General features: G+C 60.7%; 16 protein-coding genes. 7 read left to right on the forward strand and 9 right to left on the reverse strand.

Features of this window, described 5'->3' with window-relative positions; all coding sequences use genetic code 11:
* Positions 1 to 159: 159 nt before the first annotated feature.
* The 9 genes from EQW76_RS18325 to EQW76_RS18365 form a co-directional block, all read right to left on the reverse strand.
* Positions 160 to 1,074, reverse strand: a complete 915-nt coding sequence (locus tag EQW76_RS18325; RefSeq protein ID WP_142829963.1) for an ABC transporter permease — start codon at positions 1,072 to 1,074, stop codon at positions 160 to 162.
* The gene (locus EQW76_RS18330; protein ID WP_161990962.1) at positions 1,071 to 2,156 is read right to left on the reverse strand and encodes an ABC transporter permease; all 1,086 of its coding nucleotides are present in this window, start codon (positions 2,154 to 2,156) and stop codon (positions 1,071 to 1,073) included. Before EQW76_RS18330 ends, EQW76_RS18325 begins: the two co-directional genes overlap by 4 nt.
* Positions 2,153 to 3,409, reverse strand: coding sequence for an acyl-CoA dehydrogenase family protein (locus EQW76_RS18335; protein ID WP_142829959.1), 1,257 nt, complete (start codon positions 3,407 to 3,409; stop codon positions 2,153 to 2,155). Before EQW76_RS18335 ends, EQW76_RS18330 begins: the two co-directional genes overlap by 4 nt.
* Before the next feature lie 8 nt (positions 3,410 to 3,417).
* Positions 3,418 to 5,292, reverse strand: coding sequence for an adenine deaminase C-terminal domain-containing protein (locus tag EQW76_RS18340; RefSeq protein WP_142829957.1), 1,875 nt, complete (start codon positions 5,290 to 5,292; stop codon positions 3,418 to 3,420).
* The gene (locus EQW76_RS18345) at positions 5,289 to 6,800 is read right to left on the reverse strand and encodes a sugar ABC transporter ATP-binding protein (protein WP_161991066.1); all 1,512 of its coding nucleotides are present in this window, start codon (positions 6,798 to 6,800) and stop codon (positions 5,289 to 5,291) included. The genes EQW76_RS18340 and EQW76_RS18345 overlap by 4 nt, the downstream gene beginning before the upstream one ends.
* An 11-nt stretch (positions 6,801 to 6,811) precedes the next feature.
* Positions 6,812 to 7,801 (reverse strand): BMP family protein, encoded by a 990-nt coding sequence (locus EQW76_RS18350; protein WP_142829951.1) that lies wholly within the window; start codon positions 7,799 to 7,801, stop codon positions 6,812 to 6,814.
* Positions 7,798 to 8,415, reverse strand: a complete 618-nt coding sequence (locus EQW76_RS18355; protein ID WP_142829949.1) for a hypothetical protein — start codon at positions 8,413 to 8,415, stop codon at positions 7,798 to 7,800. Before EQW76_RS18355 ends, EQW76_RS18350 begins: the two co-directional genes overlap by 4 nt.
* Positions 8,409 to 9,398 (reverse strand): adenosine deaminase, encoded by a 990-nt coding sequence (gene add, locus EQW76_RS18360; protein WP_224128612.1) that lies wholly within the window; start codon positions 9,396 to 9,398, stop codon positions 8,409 to 8,411. The genes EQW76_RS18355 and add overlap by 7 nt, the downstream gene beginning before the upstream one ends.
* A gap of 106 nt (positions 9,399 to 9,504) precedes the next feature.
* On the reverse strand, positions 9,505 to 10,434 hold the full coding sequence (locus EQW76_RS18365) for a LysR family transcriptional regulator (protein ID WP_161990959.1): 930 nt from the start codon (positions 10,432 to 10,434) through the stop codon (positions 9,505 to 9,507).
* Between the two features lie 116 nt (positions 10,435 to 10,550).
* Between EQW76_RS18365 and EQW76_RS18370 the strand changes: the two genes are divergently transcribed.
* The 7 genes from EQW76_RS18370 to EQW76_RS18400 all read left to right on the forward strand — a co-directional run bounded on the left by EQW76_RS18370 (position 10,551) and on the right by EQW76_RS18400 (position 16,486).
* Positions 10,551 to 11,039 carry a nucleoside deaminase gene (locus EQW76_RS18370; protein ID WP_142829945.1) on the forward strand — a complete coding sequence of 163 codons (489 nt, stop codon included), beginning with the start codon at positions 10,551 to 10,553 and terminating at the stop codon, positions 11,037 to 11,039.
* Positions 11,040 to 11,107: 68 nt separating this feature from the next.
* The gene (locus EQW76_RS18375; RefSeq protein ID WP_224128610.1) at positions 11,108 to 12,322 is read left to right on the forward strand and encodes a YcaO-like family protein; all 1,215 of its coding nucleotides are present in this window, start codon (positions 11,108 to 11,110) and stop codon (positions 12,320 to 12,322) included.
* Between the two features lie 177 nt (positions 12,323 to 12,499).
* A complete protein-coding gene (locus EQW76_RS18380; RefSeq protein WP_142829943.1) occupies positions 12,500 to 13,141 on the forward strand; it encodes a DUF1007 family protein in 642 nt (213 codons plus the stop codon).
* Positions 13,142 to 13,373: 232 nt separating this feature from the next.
* Positions 13,374 to 14,114: an ABC transporter ATP-binding protein gene (locus EQW76_RS18385; protein ID WP_143123051.1), complete on the forward strand. Its 741-nt coding sequence runs from the start codon at positions 13,374 to 13,376 to the stop codon at positions 14,112 to 14,114.
* Positions 14,114 to 14,974, forward strand: coding sequence for a metal ABC transporter permease (locus tag EQW76_RS18390; protein WP_202617166.1), 861 nt, complete (start codon positions 14,114 to 14,116; stop codon positions 14,972 to 14,974). The genes EQW76_RS18385 and EQW76_RS18390 overlap by 1 nt, the downstream gene beginning before the upstream one ends.
* 66 nt (positions 14,975 to 15,040) lie before the next feature.
* Positions 15,041 to 15,898 (forward strand): metal ABC transporter substrate-binding protein, encoded by an 858-nt coding sequence (locus EQW76_RS18395; RefSeq protein ID WP_142830238.1) that lies wholly within the window; start codon positions 15,041 to 15,043, stop codon positions 15,896 to 15,898.
* A gap of 159 nt (positions 15,899 to 16,057) precedes the next feature.
* The gene (locus tag EQW76_RS18400; RefSeq protein WP_142829937.1) at positions 16,058 to 16,486 is read left to right on the forward strand and encodes a Fur family transcriptional regulator; all 429 of its coding nucleotides are present in this window, start codon (positions 16,058 to 16,060) and stop codon (positions 16,484 to 16,486) included.
* The last annotated feature ends 133 nt before the right edge of the window (positions 16,487 to 16,619 follow it).

Below are 16,619 nucleotides of genomic sequence, written 5' to 3' on the forward strand. Positions count from 1 at the left end.
TGCGATCAATTCCTATACCGAAGAAATCCCATTTTCAAAGGCCGCACCCTCACGCCAAGCCGATCTAACACATTTTTGATCGACGCCCGATGTGCGAAAGCCACGACTCTCCCGGCGAGGTAGCACCTGGGTTTTCTGACCGGCACCAGAGGCTGCCAATTATCTACCGAGTTCGCGCGGGGCAATCTTCGAGCGGGCCGTGAAAATCAGCACCAGAAGCGTCATCGCGTATGGCAGGATCGAAAAGACCTCGTTCGGCAGGAAACCCATACCGCTCTGGGCCCTGAGGCCAAGGCTATCGAAGAAGGCAAACAGGAATGCACCGAGAACGGCGCCAACTGGCGACCAGCGGCCGATGATCACGACTGCCAGGGCGACATAGCCTCGGCCGTTGGTGAGGCCATCGTTGAAAGAGCCGAGAAAGCCGATGGTGATCGCTGCGCCACCGAGCCCCATGAGGGCGGCACCGACGATGATGGCAACCATTCGCACGCGATCGGTATCGATGCCGCGAACAGCGGAAGCAGCCGCCCCGTCGCCGACAGCTCGCAGGACGAGGCCGACGCGCGTGAAATTCATCAGCCATATGGCAGCTATGAGAAGGACCAGTGCAGCGTAGGTTATGAGGTTCTGCTTGAACAGGATGGGGCCGATAAAGGGCAGGTCGCTGAGGAAAGGTATGGTGATATTGGGCGCCAGCGGCACGAACATCATGCTCTGGCCTGAAGGCTGCCAAAGCTGGAACAGAAATGAAGTGAGCCCGGAGCCTATCAGCGAAATCGCGATCCCGGTGATGATCTGGTTGGCCCCACCTTTGACCACGGACAAGGCGATCACCGACCCGTAGAGGGTGCCCGTAATAACGGCTCCCAGCAGCCCGCCCTGCCAGCCGGCGATACTGGCGCAGACCACCGCGCTGAAGGCGCCGGCAGTCATGATGCCATCGATGCCAAGATTGATCGTGCCGCTTCGTTCAGTAATCATCTCGCCGAGCGCCGCGAGGAAGATCGGCGTCGCCAGCCGAAGGGTGCCGCCAAGGACGATTTGCCAGAAGACCAGATCGGACCAGCTCATGGATTGGCTCCTGCGGCTTCGGACGCCGGTTTCTTTTCCATGGGTGGCGCTGCGCTCGCTGTACGGACATTTTTACCAACTGCGAGGGTCACGGCCAGCAGGACAAAACCTTGGGCGACGATGGCAATCGCCGCCGGCACCGACGTGCCAATCTGCATGCCCTGCGCGCCCGTCGATAAAGCGCCGAAGAGGATTGCCGCAACGACGATGCCGAGTGGATTGAGGCCACCAAGGACGGCCACGAGAATACCGGAAAATCCGAGCCCGCCATCGACGCTTGGATACAGTGTGTGGGCGACGCCCGCCACCTGGATCCAGCCGGCAAGCCCGGCGGCAGCGCCCGAAAACAGCATCGGCCTGACCACGGCCCTTGCCGGCGATAGGCCGAGGCGCGCGGCGAGGTGTGGTCGGCTGGCGAAGAGGGAATAGACAAGGCCGGAACGCGTTCGGGTCCAGAACCACAGGGCGACCGCCAGAACCAGAACGGCCAAAACGCCGAGGTGCAGCCGCGTGCCATCGACAAGAGTCCCGATCAGCGCATTGTCCGGCAACGCATCGCTGCGCGGTGTCGCGGTCTGCATCGATGAACGCAACGGCCCTTTCAGCACCCAGACAAGCCCATAGCCTGCAATGTAATTCAACAGCAGTGTCGACAGGATTTCGTTGACGTGCATGTAGGCGCGCAAGAGAGCGGGCAACAGGGCAAAAAGCAAACCTCCAGCCATGCCGGACAGGCAGCCCAGGATCAAAAGCACGGGCGCACTTGCACCGGCATTGGCTTGGATGACCGCCGTGGAGAGTGCCGCGCCTGCCACCAGTTGGCCCTGCGAGCCGATGGTGAACAAGCCGGATCGGAGCGCCGGCATGACGCCGAGGGCGACGATGGCAAGCGGCGTCGCCGTCACCAGCGTTTCGGCAAGGACATAGGGTTCGCCGAAAGCCCCACTGAAGAGGGCCGCGATCGCATCGAGCGGATTGGCACCGGCGAGCGCAATCAACAGCGCCAGGGCAACCGCGACCAGCACGATAGCAAGGATCGCCCTCTTTTGAAGCGTTGTCGGTTTCAGCAGTTGCGAGATCATTGGTAAAGGCCCGGATCGGGTTCCCATCCGGTCAGCACGTGGCGCCCGATCTCGGCATATTTCCAGGATACCGGGTCGTGCAGGGACAGGATGCGGGCATTGCGCCAATGGCGATCGAAACCATTTTTGCGGCCTGCGGCACGCGTCCCCATCAGCGTGAAGATTTCTGATGTTGCCTCGAGTGCCGCCTTGTTGGCGGCGGCCTTTGCCGCATAGACCGGGATGGCAAGTTCCGTCCGGCTGACCTCCCCGCGCTCGAAGGCATCTAGCAGATCGGCCGCCATCAGCATAAGTGCGTAGGCTGCAGAGAGGCCTGCAGTCAATTCGCCCATGATCTTGCGCGTGTGCGGATCGTCGGCAGCATTGTCGACGCCGGCCGATGGCCACGGGCGACTGCTTGAGGCCACAAAGCCCGCCGCCTCGCGCAAGGCGGCAATCCCAACTCCGATCATGATGGCTGCAAAGCCGACCTGATAGCGAAGCGATGCGTGGGGAGGCGAAAACAGGCCGGGAATGGTAGCGTTCCAAAGAGGGTCAGTCTTGACGTTGTCGAAGGTGATCGTGCCCGAATCGGTGCCGCGCTGGCCGAGGGCATCCCAATCGCGGTGGATGGTAATGCCCGGAGCCGTTGGCGGGATCAGGTTGAGCTGCATGCCGGCCAGAGGATTGGCGGCAACGCCCGGAGCTGCCGCATTGTAGGCCCAGGTTGCGATGTAGTCGGCTCCAGCCGCGCCAGTCGTGTATATCTTGCGTCCGTGAACGATAAATCCGCCGTCGGTCGCTGGCGTTGCCGTCGTTGTCATGGGGTCGTCGACCTTGCGGCCGGCCTCCGCCACGGCAAGCCCGATGATGGCGTTATCCTCGACGATGGCGCGTGACAGGCGTGGCTTCAGATCCGCCGGGCAATAGGTCAGGATTTCGCGGACGATCTCGTCATGCACCTTGTAGATTTGGGCGACTGCGGAATCGGCGATGGCGATACGCAACTGCGCCTCCATGGAGACGCGATGGGGCATGGCGCGTCCCCCGAAAGCGACGGGGACGACGGATTTCAAAAATCCCGAACGTTTCAAGGCTGCGATGGATTTTGTCGGGTACCGACCTACCCGGTCGGTTTCGGCAGCCAAGGGTGCGATCTCGTCGTCCAGCACCGTCTGCAGGGTAAGAAGGTCGGAGATGTATTCCGCCGCGATGCCGTTTGGCGGAAAGGCGGCGCCGAGCAGCGGCGGGAGATTTGTGGGTGCTTTTTGCATACGGCGCCTCAGACCTCCACAGCCTGGAAGCCGACGGCATCCATCATCCTGTGAACCTCGTGAGCATGGCTTGGGCAACGGCAGCATACCATGCCGCCCTCGAGACCCAGGACCAGATCTGTGAACGTCTGCGTTTTGGTTTCGACCAGGCCGCGCTCGGTCAGCCCCAGATCTGGAACGCCGACAAGACCGATAAACGACATGATCAGGAACGGGGCCTGCATCGTGCAGCCGATGGTGCGCGTTGCCGCGTCGCAGGCGAGTGACTGGTCCCGTACCTTCTCCCACGGCTGGTCGCTCATGCAGCCGGCCACCGCCAGCGGCACGCTGGCCAGGACCTGGCCCTCGGCAACTGTTACGTAGCCGCCGCCGATCCGCTCGATGGCGCGTGTCGCCAGCTCCATCTCCTCGTCGGAGGTGCCTACAATCACGAGATTCTGGTTTTCGCAATTGGTAGTGGCGGCAATCGCGCCCCGCTTGAGGCCAAACCCCTTGACGAAACCGACGCCGACCGTCTCGGTGGCGTGGTGGCGGTCGACAATGGCGACTTTCAGGATATCCCGCTCGACATCGCACTGGACGATGCCGTCGATCACATCAAGCTCCGCGTGAAAGGCACGCTTGAAGTAGCCGTCGTACATTTCCATGGCCTGCACCCAGGCCTTGTCGCCCTTTGCTTCCGTCGCAAAGGATTGGGCATCGATATCCGGATGCAGGTAGACAGTGTTGCGCGTGAAAGCCGGCACCGGGTCGGTATTTTCGAAAAGCGGCTGACCGTCGCGAGCCACGATCTTGCCGCCGACGATCACGAGATGAGGCCGTGCTTCGGCGAGATCGGCGACGAGTTGGATATCGGCGAGGCGACTGGGCGTGATCGACCCCAGCAGGTGATCGAGGCGGTAATAGGAAGCGGCAGACAGGGTGGCCATGCGCCACGCCTTCAGCGGCTCGACGCCGCAGGCAATCGCCTGGCGAACGTGATGGTCGATATGTCCCTCACGATCGAGGTCCTCGACCAGCTTGTCGTCGGCGCAGAACGAAATGTGGAAGAGCCCGTCCTTCAGGGCCGGGATATCGGCGAAGACGTGGGGAACGTTGTCGTTCATGCTGCCGGCCATGACGGTCAGCATGGTGCCGAGGCGCAGGCGCTCGACGACATCCTTGGTCATATGGGCGTTGTGGTCGTCGCTGACGCCGCCGGCGAGATAGCTCCACAGGGGCTCGTTTTCCAGCAGTGCCGTATGGCCGGTGATGCGCTTGCCGGCGGTAATCGCTGCAACGGCCTTCCGCGCGGAACTCTCATCGAGATTGAACGGATTGGATTCGCCGAGCGTTGCCGCATCCGGACGCTGGACGCGGGCGGCGATCTGCTCCGTCGTCAGATGAGCGCCGCCAAGCTCGAGATCGGGCGCCTGCGGCACCTTGTGGGAGACTTGGCGGAGGATCCGCAGCGGCGTGCTGGTCTCGCCCATGAAGTCGAGGCCTTCCTCGCCCAGCACATTGGCAATACAATTGGCATCGGCCAGGACCAGCGTCGTGCCACGCGGCACCGACAGGCGGGCCAGCTCGCCCGGCACCAACTTGGTATACTCTATGTGCAGATGCGTATCGATAAAGGTCGGCGCGACGAAATACCCTGATGCATCAACGATCTCGTCGGCGTCGAAATAGCCGACCGGCGTCACAGCGGCGATGTGACGGCCGGAAATGACGACGTCGCGCTCCATGACTTCGCCAATATGCAGCGCCAGCACCTTGCCGCCCCGAATAATCATGTCCGGCCTTTCCTTGCCGGCGGCGACAAGGCGCATCCTCATCAGCTCGGCAACAGTCGGGGCAAGGCCAGCTCCGGTCGCCGGAAAATCGATCTTCACATCACTCATAGGGCGGTCTCCAGAGTTTTATTATCGATCATCGCCTGCCCGAGCGCAGTCATGTCCACCTGAGTGTCGAGATCGAATTCGGCGGTGACGCGGCCATTGGCAAGCACGATCATGCGATGGCCCATTTCCAGAAGCTCATCGAGATCGGCCGAAATCACGACGACAGCGGCACCTTCGGCTGCGGCCTTGACGATTGCCGTCCGGATCGACGCGGCGGCGGCAAGATCGAGCCCCTGCGTCGGGCCGTGGGCGATGATGATGCCCGGCTTGCACTCGAGTTCGCGTCCAACCAGCAATTTCTGCAGATTGCCGCCAGACAGCCCTCCCGATGCGAGATCCGGATTGGGCGGCTGGACGTTGAAATCCGCAATAATGGCCTCACCAAGCGCACGCTCGGCAGCGCGGTTGCGCATCGCAAAGCGGCGGAAGCCGGGCTGCCCGAGGCGGAACAGACTGGCATTTTCAGAATTCGCCAGATCGGGCGCAACGCCTTCCAGACGGTCTTCCGGAATGTAGGCAAGCCCAGATGCCGCAGCACGCGCGGCATCGCCGGTGGTGTCCGTGCCATCGAGGCGGATTGTCCCGGCATCGGGTTTTCGCAACCCGGCAAGGCATTGCGCCAATGCCGGCTGCATTGCCCCCGAGACGCCGGCAACCGCCAGGACTTCACCCTGGCGCACTGAAAAAGAGAGCTCGGTCAGGATAGGCTGGCTCTCTCCCCTGACGCCGAGACCCGAGACTTCAAGGCGCTTCCAGTCCGATGTCACAGGCCTACGTGCCGGAGGACGACGATCTCGATCGCCTACCATCAGTCGGGCGATCGCATCGGAATTCAGCCCTGCGGTGACGCCGTCGAGAACGACCCTTCCGGCGCGCAGCACGGTGATATGGTCGGCGCCTTCCATCACCTCCGAGATCCGGTGGGTCACCAGGCCAATCGTCGTTCCACCTGAACAGAGACGACGGATGGTGGCAATGAGTTGCCTGACCTCCACGGGACCGAGAGAAGATGTCGGCTCGTCGAGCAACAGTATCTTTGCCCCGCCGGCAACGGCAGAGACGATCTCTCCCATCTGCCGCTCGGCAAGGCTCAATGACTCGACCGAGACAGTGAGATTGAGCGAGACGCCCATTTCCTCGGCTGCACGCCCAAGCGCGTAAGCGGCCGACTTTCGCTGCAGACGCCAGCCCTTTTCGGCCAGCAGATGGTTTTCAACGATCGTCAATGTCGGAATGAAAGACAGGTTCTGCGGCACGAACGCAATGCCCGCACCGACCGCCTCCCGCCGCGACCATGTGGCAACCGGCACACCATTGCTGATGATAGCTGCCTGGTCTGCCGGAAGGATGCCCGCGATGATCTTGGCAAGGGTAGATTTGCCTGCCCCGTTTTCGCCAACAATCGCCGAAACCTCGCCACGCCGGAGCGTGATCGAGGCCTGGTCGAGCGCCGTCAGCGCGCCGAAGCGCTTGGTGACGGCGTTGGCTATGATCGGGGCAGAGGTCAAACGCATCGTTCCTACTGGAAGAAGTTCGGCAGCTTCACCTTGCCGGAGGCAAGATCGGCAACAAGCGCGTCTACCTGCTTGTTGAGGTCATCCGGCAGCTTTTCGCCGACGGCATTGATCTTCGTCATGACCAGACCCTTGTTGGCGATGCCGGAAACCAGGAATTTCTTTCCGAAAGTGCCTGCCTTGATGTCGTCGACATAGGTCTTGTAGGTCGGGTACATATCGAGCACGATGCTGGCGACATTGACCTTGGCGGCATTTCCGCCGGCTTCGCCGGTGACGCCGATGGTCACGGCCCCGTCCTGCACGGCGGCGGCAGCCACGCCATTGCCGATCCCGTCGCCGGACGTCCAGACGAGCTTTGCGCCTTGGGCGATCATGCCGCGGGTGACCTCGGCGGCCTTCTGCGCATCGTCGAACGAGCCAGTGTAGGTTTCGATCGTCTTTGCAGCCGGATTACCTTCCTTCAGTCCCTGCTTGAAGCCGTTATGCGACGCCTTGACGAAAGCGAGCTCCGGTCCGCCGACCGTTCCGACGGTCTCGACGCCGGCCATCTTGCCGGCAATGAAGCCTCCGAGATAACCCTGCTGGCCGAAGTCGTAAGTCCAGCCATCGGCATTCGGCAAAAGGCGATCGGCGAGATCGGGACCTCCAGAGGCGGCAAAATGCACCTTCGGGTAATCCTTGGCTATCTTCAGGATCGGCTCGGAGAGCTCGATGCCGTGGCCGATGATGAGGTCGTAGCCCTTCGCGGCGTATTGACGGATCACCGGCTCGGACTGGCTCGGATCGGCCATCGCTTCACGCAACTCGAACTTGATGTCGCCGCTCTTCTGCAGCTTCTCAGCCGCCTCGCGCGCCACCTGGTTGAACGAGCCATCATTGGCATGGCCCGGAACCAGCAACACGACTTTCAGCGGATCAGCAAAGGCGGTGGAGGCAAAAAGCCCGGAGACAGTCAGGGCTGCGGCGAGGCCGAGAGTGCGAAGGGAAATCATGAAGCGTTATCCTTTGGGAGGAGGGAGGATCGTGAGGCTGCAGGCTCGGAGGACGTGATCTGGATGCGCAAAGAGACTGGATCGAGAGACGGACCGTCGAAACGGTGACTGGTGCGATGTTTCTCGGCAATCGCCGCACCGCTTCGGATTTCGAAGCAGGGATCGAGGATCGGATCCTTGATCGACAGTTGCTCGCCCGGAATGCAGACGACCTCAAATGCTCCGTAGGCCTCTGGCATGGCGGTGCCGTGCAGCAGGCCGCGTCTCGATGCCGACAGCAGTGCCGCGCCGGAGAGGAAGCCAGCTGGCCGGCTCACTTGACGGCAATCCATGCCGACCGGGCAGATGGCATGAGTTACGACCCCATCGTCAGAGACACTGACCACCTCCACAGAACGCTCCATCCACGCGGGCGCTCCACCCCGGATGGTGAAAATATTACCTGCGCGGGCGATATCGATGGCGGCGAGATAGGTCGGCTCGTTCTTTACGCCCGACAATGTAAAATGCTGCGGCAGCGCCCTTGCCCATGCGGCAAGATCGAGTTCGGCCGCCTGCGCCTGTCCGCAGCTAAATGCCAGCAGGAAGCCGAATACCGCGCCGCGCGCTACCATGCGCTGAGATCCTTCAGCAGGCGGGCCTTTATGTCGGTATTGGCGAAGGAAGCATTGATGGAGGTTGCAGCCACGGCCCGGCAGGTTTCCTTGTCCCAGCCGTAGGCCGCCGCACAGCCAGCTATCTCATCCGGAAGATCTGTCGCCAGCAATGCGGGATCGTCGGTGTTGACAGAGACGGGGACGCCGGCCTTGCGCAGCCGTTCCAGCGGGTGGGCGCCAAGGTTGGGATAGAGCCCCAGTGTCAAGTTCGACGTGGGGCATACGCCCAGCGCGATCTGGCGGTCGACGAGGATCGTCATCAGTTCCGCATCTTCGATAGCGCGAACCCCGTGGTCGATACGGTCGGCTTCCAGCAGGAAAATGGCATCCCTGACGCCATCAGGGCCGCTGGATTCACCCGCATGCGCTGTGCGCTTCAGGCCGATCCTGCCGGCGAGCCGGAAAGCTTCGGCAAATTTCTCGCCGGTCCTGCCCGCCGCAGCCTCGTTGCCATCGACCGAAAGCGCTACGACCCGTGGGTGGCGCAAGCGGCCCAGTTCCTCGACCACTTCGATAGCCTCCGCCGCACTCTGCTGGCGCAGCAGGCTGATGCAGAGGCCGACGGGCGGCAGGCCATCCGCTTCAGCAGCAGCAAAGCCCGCGTCAAGCCCGTGGATCATGCCACCGAGGTTTCCCTGCCACGCACTCCAGTGGGTCGGATTGACAATGACATCGGCATATCCGGTGCCTGCATCCCGCATTCGCTCGCAAAAGGCGTAGGCCGCCCTCGCCAGCTGCTCCTGCGTACGGCAAAGGCCACAGATGAAATCGAGAAAGTCTAGAAAGTCGGAGAGGCCGTCGAACTTAAGCAGTTCGGCCTCGGGACGCGGTAGAGGCACGTTGTTTTCAGCGGCCAGACTGACAATCGTCGCCGTGTCAAAACAGCCTTCAAGATGAATGTGGATCTCTGCCTTGGGCAAAGTTCTGAAGTTCAGCGGCACGCGTGTTTCCGATGCGATGGATACTCTTGCGAGCAAGAGAATTTCACCGGTATACGTGCTGAACAAGAATTGATTTGCGCATGCACCGTGCGAAAAAACGCAACGCTCAGATCTGCGAGCCCGCCCGACTGGGCTGGCGGATAGAACGCAGGCTTTCGTCGACCAGATCGATCATCATCTGGGCCGCTGCCGAGGTTGGTCGATTGATCGGAGCACAGATGGCGAGAATCTCGTCTTCGATGTTGCGGTCCTCGATAGTGGCGAAAGCCAGCTCTCCGCGCACCAGCTCTCCGTAGACATCGAAAATGCTCAGCACAGCCATGGTTTGCCCCAGCTTGACCATAGACTTGATAAGGGCGATCGAGTTGGTGCTGACCATGCCGGCAAACTCGACCCCAAGGTCGACGAAAGCCTTGTCGATGAATTCGCGGATGCCAAGAGACTGGTCTGGCAAGACAAAGCCATACTGCAAGCAGTCAGCCAATCGGAGGCTTTGAGACAGCGCAAGCGGATGGTTTGCCGCCATGACCAGCCCGGGACGTGCATTTAGCAGCCGAACGGCATCCGACGCTATCCTGTGCGGCGGATTGAACAGCAGCGCGAAATCGAGTTCCTTGAGATTGAGCTTGCGCAGCAGTTCGTCTGTGCCGCCGATCAGTACGCTGACTTCAATAAGCGGATTGACGCTGTGGAGCTTCTTGATCACGTCCGGAAGAAGTGTATTGCCGAAGCACTCCATTGCCCCGATCGTGATGGAGCCGCGACGCTGGCCCTTGAGGTCACGCAATTGTCCCTCCGCACGCTCCTGTTCCCGCCGCCATCGCCGGATGTCGGCCAGCAAGCGCTCGCCTGCAGCCGTTGGCCGGATTCCTCGCGGCAGCCGCTCGAACAGTGGAAGTCCAATGTCTTCCTCGAGCCGGAGGATCTGCCGGTTGATCGCCGATGCAGAAAGGTTGAGACGTTCGGCGGCCCGTCTAAAAGAGCCTGCACGCGCCACGGCGTCCAGCAGCAACGCGGCCTGGGAGATAAGCTGCATGCGGATATCCCCTTCAGGAGCGTTGCGTTTATTCGCACGATAGCATCGAAAATGGGTTCTTGTCAGCCAGCGGACGATCACCGAAAGTATCTTCATCGTTCGTGAAGGAATATTGCATGACAGACCAAGCCTTCTGGGCAGCCAATGACGAGCGCCTGCTGCGGCATGCCTTTGCGGTTGCAAGCCGGGCCCGGAGCAATGGAAACCATCCGTTCGGGGCAATCCTCGCCGGGCCTGATGGCACGGTGCTGTTGGAACAGGAGAACGCCTTTAATCCGACGCAGGACATGACCGGCCATGCCGAGCGCGTTCTGATGACACGGGCGTCGCAGGCCTACCGGCCCCAGTTTCTGGCAGACTGCACGATGTATACCTCCGCCGAGCCCTGCGCCATGTGTTCCGGTGCAGCCTATTGGGCCGGCGTCGGCCGTGTCGTCTATGGCCTCAGCGAAAGTCAGCTGAAGGATATCACCGGAAACCATCCGGAAAACCCAACGCTTGATCTCCCTTGCCGCACCGTCTTTGCGGCCGGCCAGCGGAAAGTTGTGGTCGTCGGGCCTCTCCTTTGCGAGGAAGCCAGCGCATTGCACGACGGTGTCTGGTAGCATCAACTTTCGATAATGTCTGCCATGCAGCCTCTGGGCGCAGCCCTGCTGACCTGACGGGAGTTGCCTTGGTATCGAGCTCACTTGACATCGAAAGCCTGCAATCGCTCTATTCCGACCGCAGCTGCGCGCCTGAGGAAACGCTGCGCAGAATTGCGCCGCTGCTGCTGCGCTACGGCATCACCCGGCTTTCCAGGCTGACCGGCCTGGACAACATCGGCATTCCCGTCTGGAATGCAGTCTCACCCAATGCCCGCTCGATTGTCATCAACCAGGGCAAGGGCATCACGGATATTGATGCCAAGGTCTCGGCTGCCATGGAAGCATTGGAGCGAGCCATCGCCGGTATGCCGGACGTTAAGAAATCCGTGGGAAGCTGGAATTCGCTCACGGCTGCTGGCGCGTTGGCTGATCGGCTCGACGGTCTTGTTGCCACCGGACAAGCCGACATTGCGCCGGATGAGCCGGTAGAATGGATCGCCGGCGTCGATCTTCTGTCAGGAGAGCCAACCTATGTCCCTTACGAAGCGGCAGTGCTCGACCGAACCAAGTCGGGCCGGTTCTGGCAGTCATCGGACGGCCTTGCCTCCGGCAACACCGGTGATGAAGCCATGCTGCATGGATTGCTGGAAAGGATCGAACGCGATGCCTATGTTTTATGGCAAGTGACAAGCCGCGAGCGTCGCCATGGACGCTGCATCGCCGCCAGCGCCTTCCGCGACCCCGTCATTGCCGGCCTTGAGAGGCAGATCACCGAAGCCGGGCTGAAACTCGTCATGTTCGATATCACCAGCGACATCGGAATTCCCTGCTACTCGGCCCTTTTGGGCCCGGCAGACATCACGATGCGACGCCAGCCGCTTTATCGCGATGTCAGCCATGGCAGTGGCGCACACCCAGATCCGATCCGCGCTGCAATCAGGGCCATTACCGAAGCCGCGCAATCGCGCTTGACGTTTATCAGCGGCGCCCGCGACGATATCGATCCCGGTTGCTTTACCCAGCCCCTGCCGGTTGAAACGCTGGAGTGCTTTGCGATCGACCCTGCCTTGCGGCCAATCGAAGCTATAGCGGTATCGGGTGGTCCGGCAGTTTTGCTTTCCAGGTCACTCGACGGTCTGAGGCGGGCGGGGATAGGGAGAGCCGTTGCCGTTACTCTATCCAGCCCGGAAATGCCGGTAACCGTCGCCAAGATTTTCGTGCCGGAACTCGAAAATCCCGACGGCGCGCGAAAACGAAAATTCGGCGGAAGGGCAATTTCCCGCGTGCTGGGAGGAGCTTGACGCAGAACATGCCCTCTCTGACCTGCTTAGTCGCACAGAATGCTTTTCGCGTGGGAGGCCATGTCGTCTCCTTGTCGCCACCATTGCAGTGTTGAAACGCTCAACGGTCGCGTCGAAATCGCAACATTGAAAAGACGGCGATGGTCATTCGCTATCCTGTCAGCCCGGAGAGACCTCGTGGTCCGCTTGACGATCTTGATGGCAGCATTTGCCGCATGCGTACCCGCCCAAGCCTTTGCCCATCCGCATATCTTTATCGACGCCAGGTTCGAGGCCGTCGCCTCGGCGGACGGAACACTGACTGAGCTTCGCAACGTCTGGAAATTCGACGATGTCTTCTCGTCTTCGGTGCTTCTGGACTTCGACAAGAACGAAAACAACACGCTCGACAAATCAGAGTTGCTGGCCGTCGGCAAGACGGTGCGAAACTCGCTCGAGCAATACAAATACTACACCAACGTCACCGTTAACGGCAAAGCAGTCCCGATGGCCAAGCCGGAGTCCATACAGGCGGACTACAAGGACGGCGCGCTGATACTGACCTTTTCTCTAAAGCCCGTAACCAAGACCAAGCTGGTGGGCACGGCTATCTTCGGGATCTACGACCAGACACTTTATACCGCAGTCGATTTCGCCAACGACAACGACATGGCGACATCGGGCGCCGGCTTTTCCCACTGCAGCCGCAAGGTCGTACGGCCAAACCCGGACGAGATCATCGCGCAGAACCAGGCGACCCTGACCAGCCTGTTTTTCAACGACCCAATGGGCACTAACTTCTCGCAGCTCGTCGCAACGCGGCTGGAAATGAAATGCTGACGCGCACCTTGCGGGCATGCTCACGCTAAACGGTTCGGATGCCAAAATTATAGTCGACAGAAAAAATGATATGTTATAACAAACCATCGATGCTAGTGGATATCGCGATGTCACCAAACTCAGATCCCTTTCGCCGGTCGCTGATGGGCCGCTCTTCCGTCGTTCGGCTGCTAGTCGTGGCGATTTTGCTTGCCATGCTCTGGCTGGCCATAGGATGGGCGGTAAGCCTCCCATGACGATGCAGCGTATCCGCCTTGAAAACGTTTCGATTGCCTATGAAAAGAACCTGGCGGTCAAGAATATCTCCGGGACCTTCGAAGAGGGAAGCCTGACCGCCATCGCGGGCCCGAACGGGGCCGGGAAATCGACGCTTCTGAAAGGCCTGATGGGCGACCTCAAGCTCAAGTCGGGCGCCATCCATCTCGATGCCCTGCGACCGAAGGATTTCGGTTACCTGCCGCAGGCGGCCGAGATCGATCGGCATTTTCCCCTGAGCGTCGCGGATACCGTCATGCTTGGTGCCTGGAACCACAGCGGCGCTTTCCGCGGCATTTCGCGTGAGACTGCCGAGCGTGGACGGGCAGCGCTCGAAGCGGTCGGTCTTGGCGGTTTCGAGCGGCAGCATATCGGTTCGCTGTCTGCCGGCCAGTTCCAGCGCGTCCTGTTTGCGCGATTGCTGCTGCAGGATGCCAAGGTGATCGTGCTCGACGAGCCGTTCACCGCCATCGATGCCGCTACCACGCGTGACCTGCTGCAGATCATCCACCAGTGGAACGATGACGGTCGCACCATCATCGCGGTGCTTCACGATTTCGAGCAGGTCCGCAGCCATTTCCCGCAAACGCTGCTGATGGCCCGCGAGGCCGTAAGCTGGGGGCCGACCGAAAGCACCATGACGACTGGAAACCTGCAGAAGGCGCGCGCCATGGCTGAAAACGCCGCCATAGAACAGCCGGAGCCGGTAGCCCTGTGATGCTCTACGAAGCCCTTGTCCATCCCTTTGTCGAATACGGTTTCATGCGCCGCGCGCTGATTGCCTGCGTCGCCCTCGGGCTAGGCTCCGGGCCGGTCGGCGTCCTGTTGATGCTGCGCCGCATGAGTCTCGTCGGCGACGCCATGAGCCACGCCGTCCTGCCAGGAGCGGCCATCGGCTTCCTCATTGCCGGTGGCCTGTCACTGCCGGCCATGGGTCTCGGCGGCATCGTTGCAGGCCTCGTTGTCGCGCTTCTGTCGGGACTGGTCAGCCGCACCACGGTCCTCAAGGAAGATGCCAGTTTTGCCAGCTTCTACCTCACATCGCTGGCCCTTGGCGTATTGATCGTTTCGCTCCGCGGCTCGAACATCGATCTGCTGCATGTGCTGTTCGGTACTATCCTCGCAATCGATGCCACTGCTCTCTACTTCGTCGGCGGCATCGCAACATTCACAGCCCTCGTGCTTGCGATCGTCTACCGACCGCTGGTGGCCGAGTGCTTCGATCCCGGTTTCCTACGCTCGGTGCGTGGCCACGGGTCGTTTTACCACGTGTTGTTCCTGTTTCTTGTCGTCCTCAATCTCGTCGCCGGCTTTCAGGCGCTGGGCACGCTGATGGCCGTCGGCCTGATGATGCTGCCCGCCTCGATCGCACAGCTCTGGGCGAAAACCCTGCCGGTGATGCTCACTATTTCGGCATGCGTTGCCGCGCTTTCGGGACTGGTCGGACTGATCGTCTCCTTCCACTTCGGCCTGGCATCGGGACCGACGATCATCCTGGTCGCCGCCTCCCTCTATTGCCTGTCGCTGTTGTTCTGCCCCTCGGGCGCCGTCCGGCGCCTGTTTCCGAGCCGCATCTGATGATGCCAACACAGGAGTGAAAGCGTGACATATCTTCGCACTATCGCATACGCCAGCACAGCGCTGATGGCGTTGACGGCCATGGCCTCAACGGCTTCGGCAAAGACGCTGGATGTCGTTGCAAGCTTCACGGTCCTTGCCGACGTCGTCCACGAGGTCGGCGGCAAGAATGTCGAGGTCAAGACACTGGTTGGCCCGAACGGCGACCCGCACGAGTTCGAACCATCCCCGGACGACGCCCGCAACCTGAAGGCGGCCGATCTGGTCTTCGTCAGCGGCGACGGTCTGGAAGGATGGATGGACCGACTGATCACAGCGTCCGGCTATAAGGGCAAGCCGATCGTCGTTTCCGAGGGGATCAACACCCGGACGATGGAAGAAGACGGCAAGACCGTCACCGACCCGCATGTCTGGAACAGCCCGGTCAACGTCATGGTCTGGGTGGATAATATCGAAAAAGCCCTGGCTGCTGCCGATCCGGAAGACGCTGCGACCTTCAAGCAGAACGCAGAGAGCTATCGCAAGCAGTTGAAGTCTCTCGATGCCTATGCCCATGAAAAGCTTGATCCGGTGCCCGACGACAAGCGCAAGATTCTCACAAGCCACGACGCATTCGGTTACTTCGGCCGGGAATACAAGGTCAAGTTCCTGGCACCGATCGGCTTTTCGACAGAGACCGAGGCATCGGCTGCCGATGTCGCCAAACTCATCGACCAGATCAAGGCCGAGAACGTCAAGGTCTACTTCTTTGAGAACTCCAACGATCCGAAGCTCGTCAAGCAGGTCGCATCCGCGACCAAGGCACAGCCGGGCGGCGAGCTTTATGTCGAGGCCCTGTCCGACAAAAAGGGCCCTGCATCCACTTATGTAAAGATGTTCCGTTATAACGTTAACCAGATTGCATCCGCACTGGAGAAGAAATAGTCTATCGACGGTAGCGCCAACTGCGGCGCTACCGTCGACCGTCCGGCATTGATTTCCGGTCGCGCCGACCACACCTTGATTGAGCCCGGAGCTTCGTTGATGTAGATCCAGGGATACAAGCGACAACCGGATGCTAGAAACAACATTGGCGACGAGAATTTGACCGTACCGGAAAAGCTCACGAAGAATCAGGCGCTGGTGCTCGGCATCCTCGAAAAGTCACACGAGCCCGTCAGCGCCTATACGATCCTTGAACGCCTTCGTGACGACGGCTTCCGGGCACCGCTTCAGGTCTACCGCGCACTGGAGAAACTGCTGGCCTTCGGCAAGGTCCATCGCCTCGAAAGCATCAATGCCTTCGTCGCCTGCAGTCACGCAGGCCACAGCCACAGCGGTGGCGTGACCGTCTTTGCGATCTGCGAGACATGTGGCAAGGTAGAAGAGTTCCACGACGACATCATCAGCGAACGTCTGGCGATGTGGCAGGAAAAAAGCGATTTCAAGCGCGAGAAGACGACGATCGAGATCCGTGGCTTTTGTTCTCGATGCCGGAATTTGGCATCTCCCAAGCTGGCTGCAACCGCGTAAGAAACGCAAAAAGCCGCCAAGCATGACGCCGGCGGTTATTAATCAGTTTATGGATGTGAGTTTTTCGAGCTTGGACTTTTCAGGTTATGAGCCTGACGAGCTACCGGGCTGCTCCACCCCGCGGAAAGTCGTG

Source organism: Rhizobium sp. rho-13.1, assembly GCF_007000305.1.
Lineage (GTDB): Bacteria > Pseudomonadota > Alphaproteobacteria > Rhizobiales > Rhizobiaceae > Rhizobium > Rhizobium rhododendri.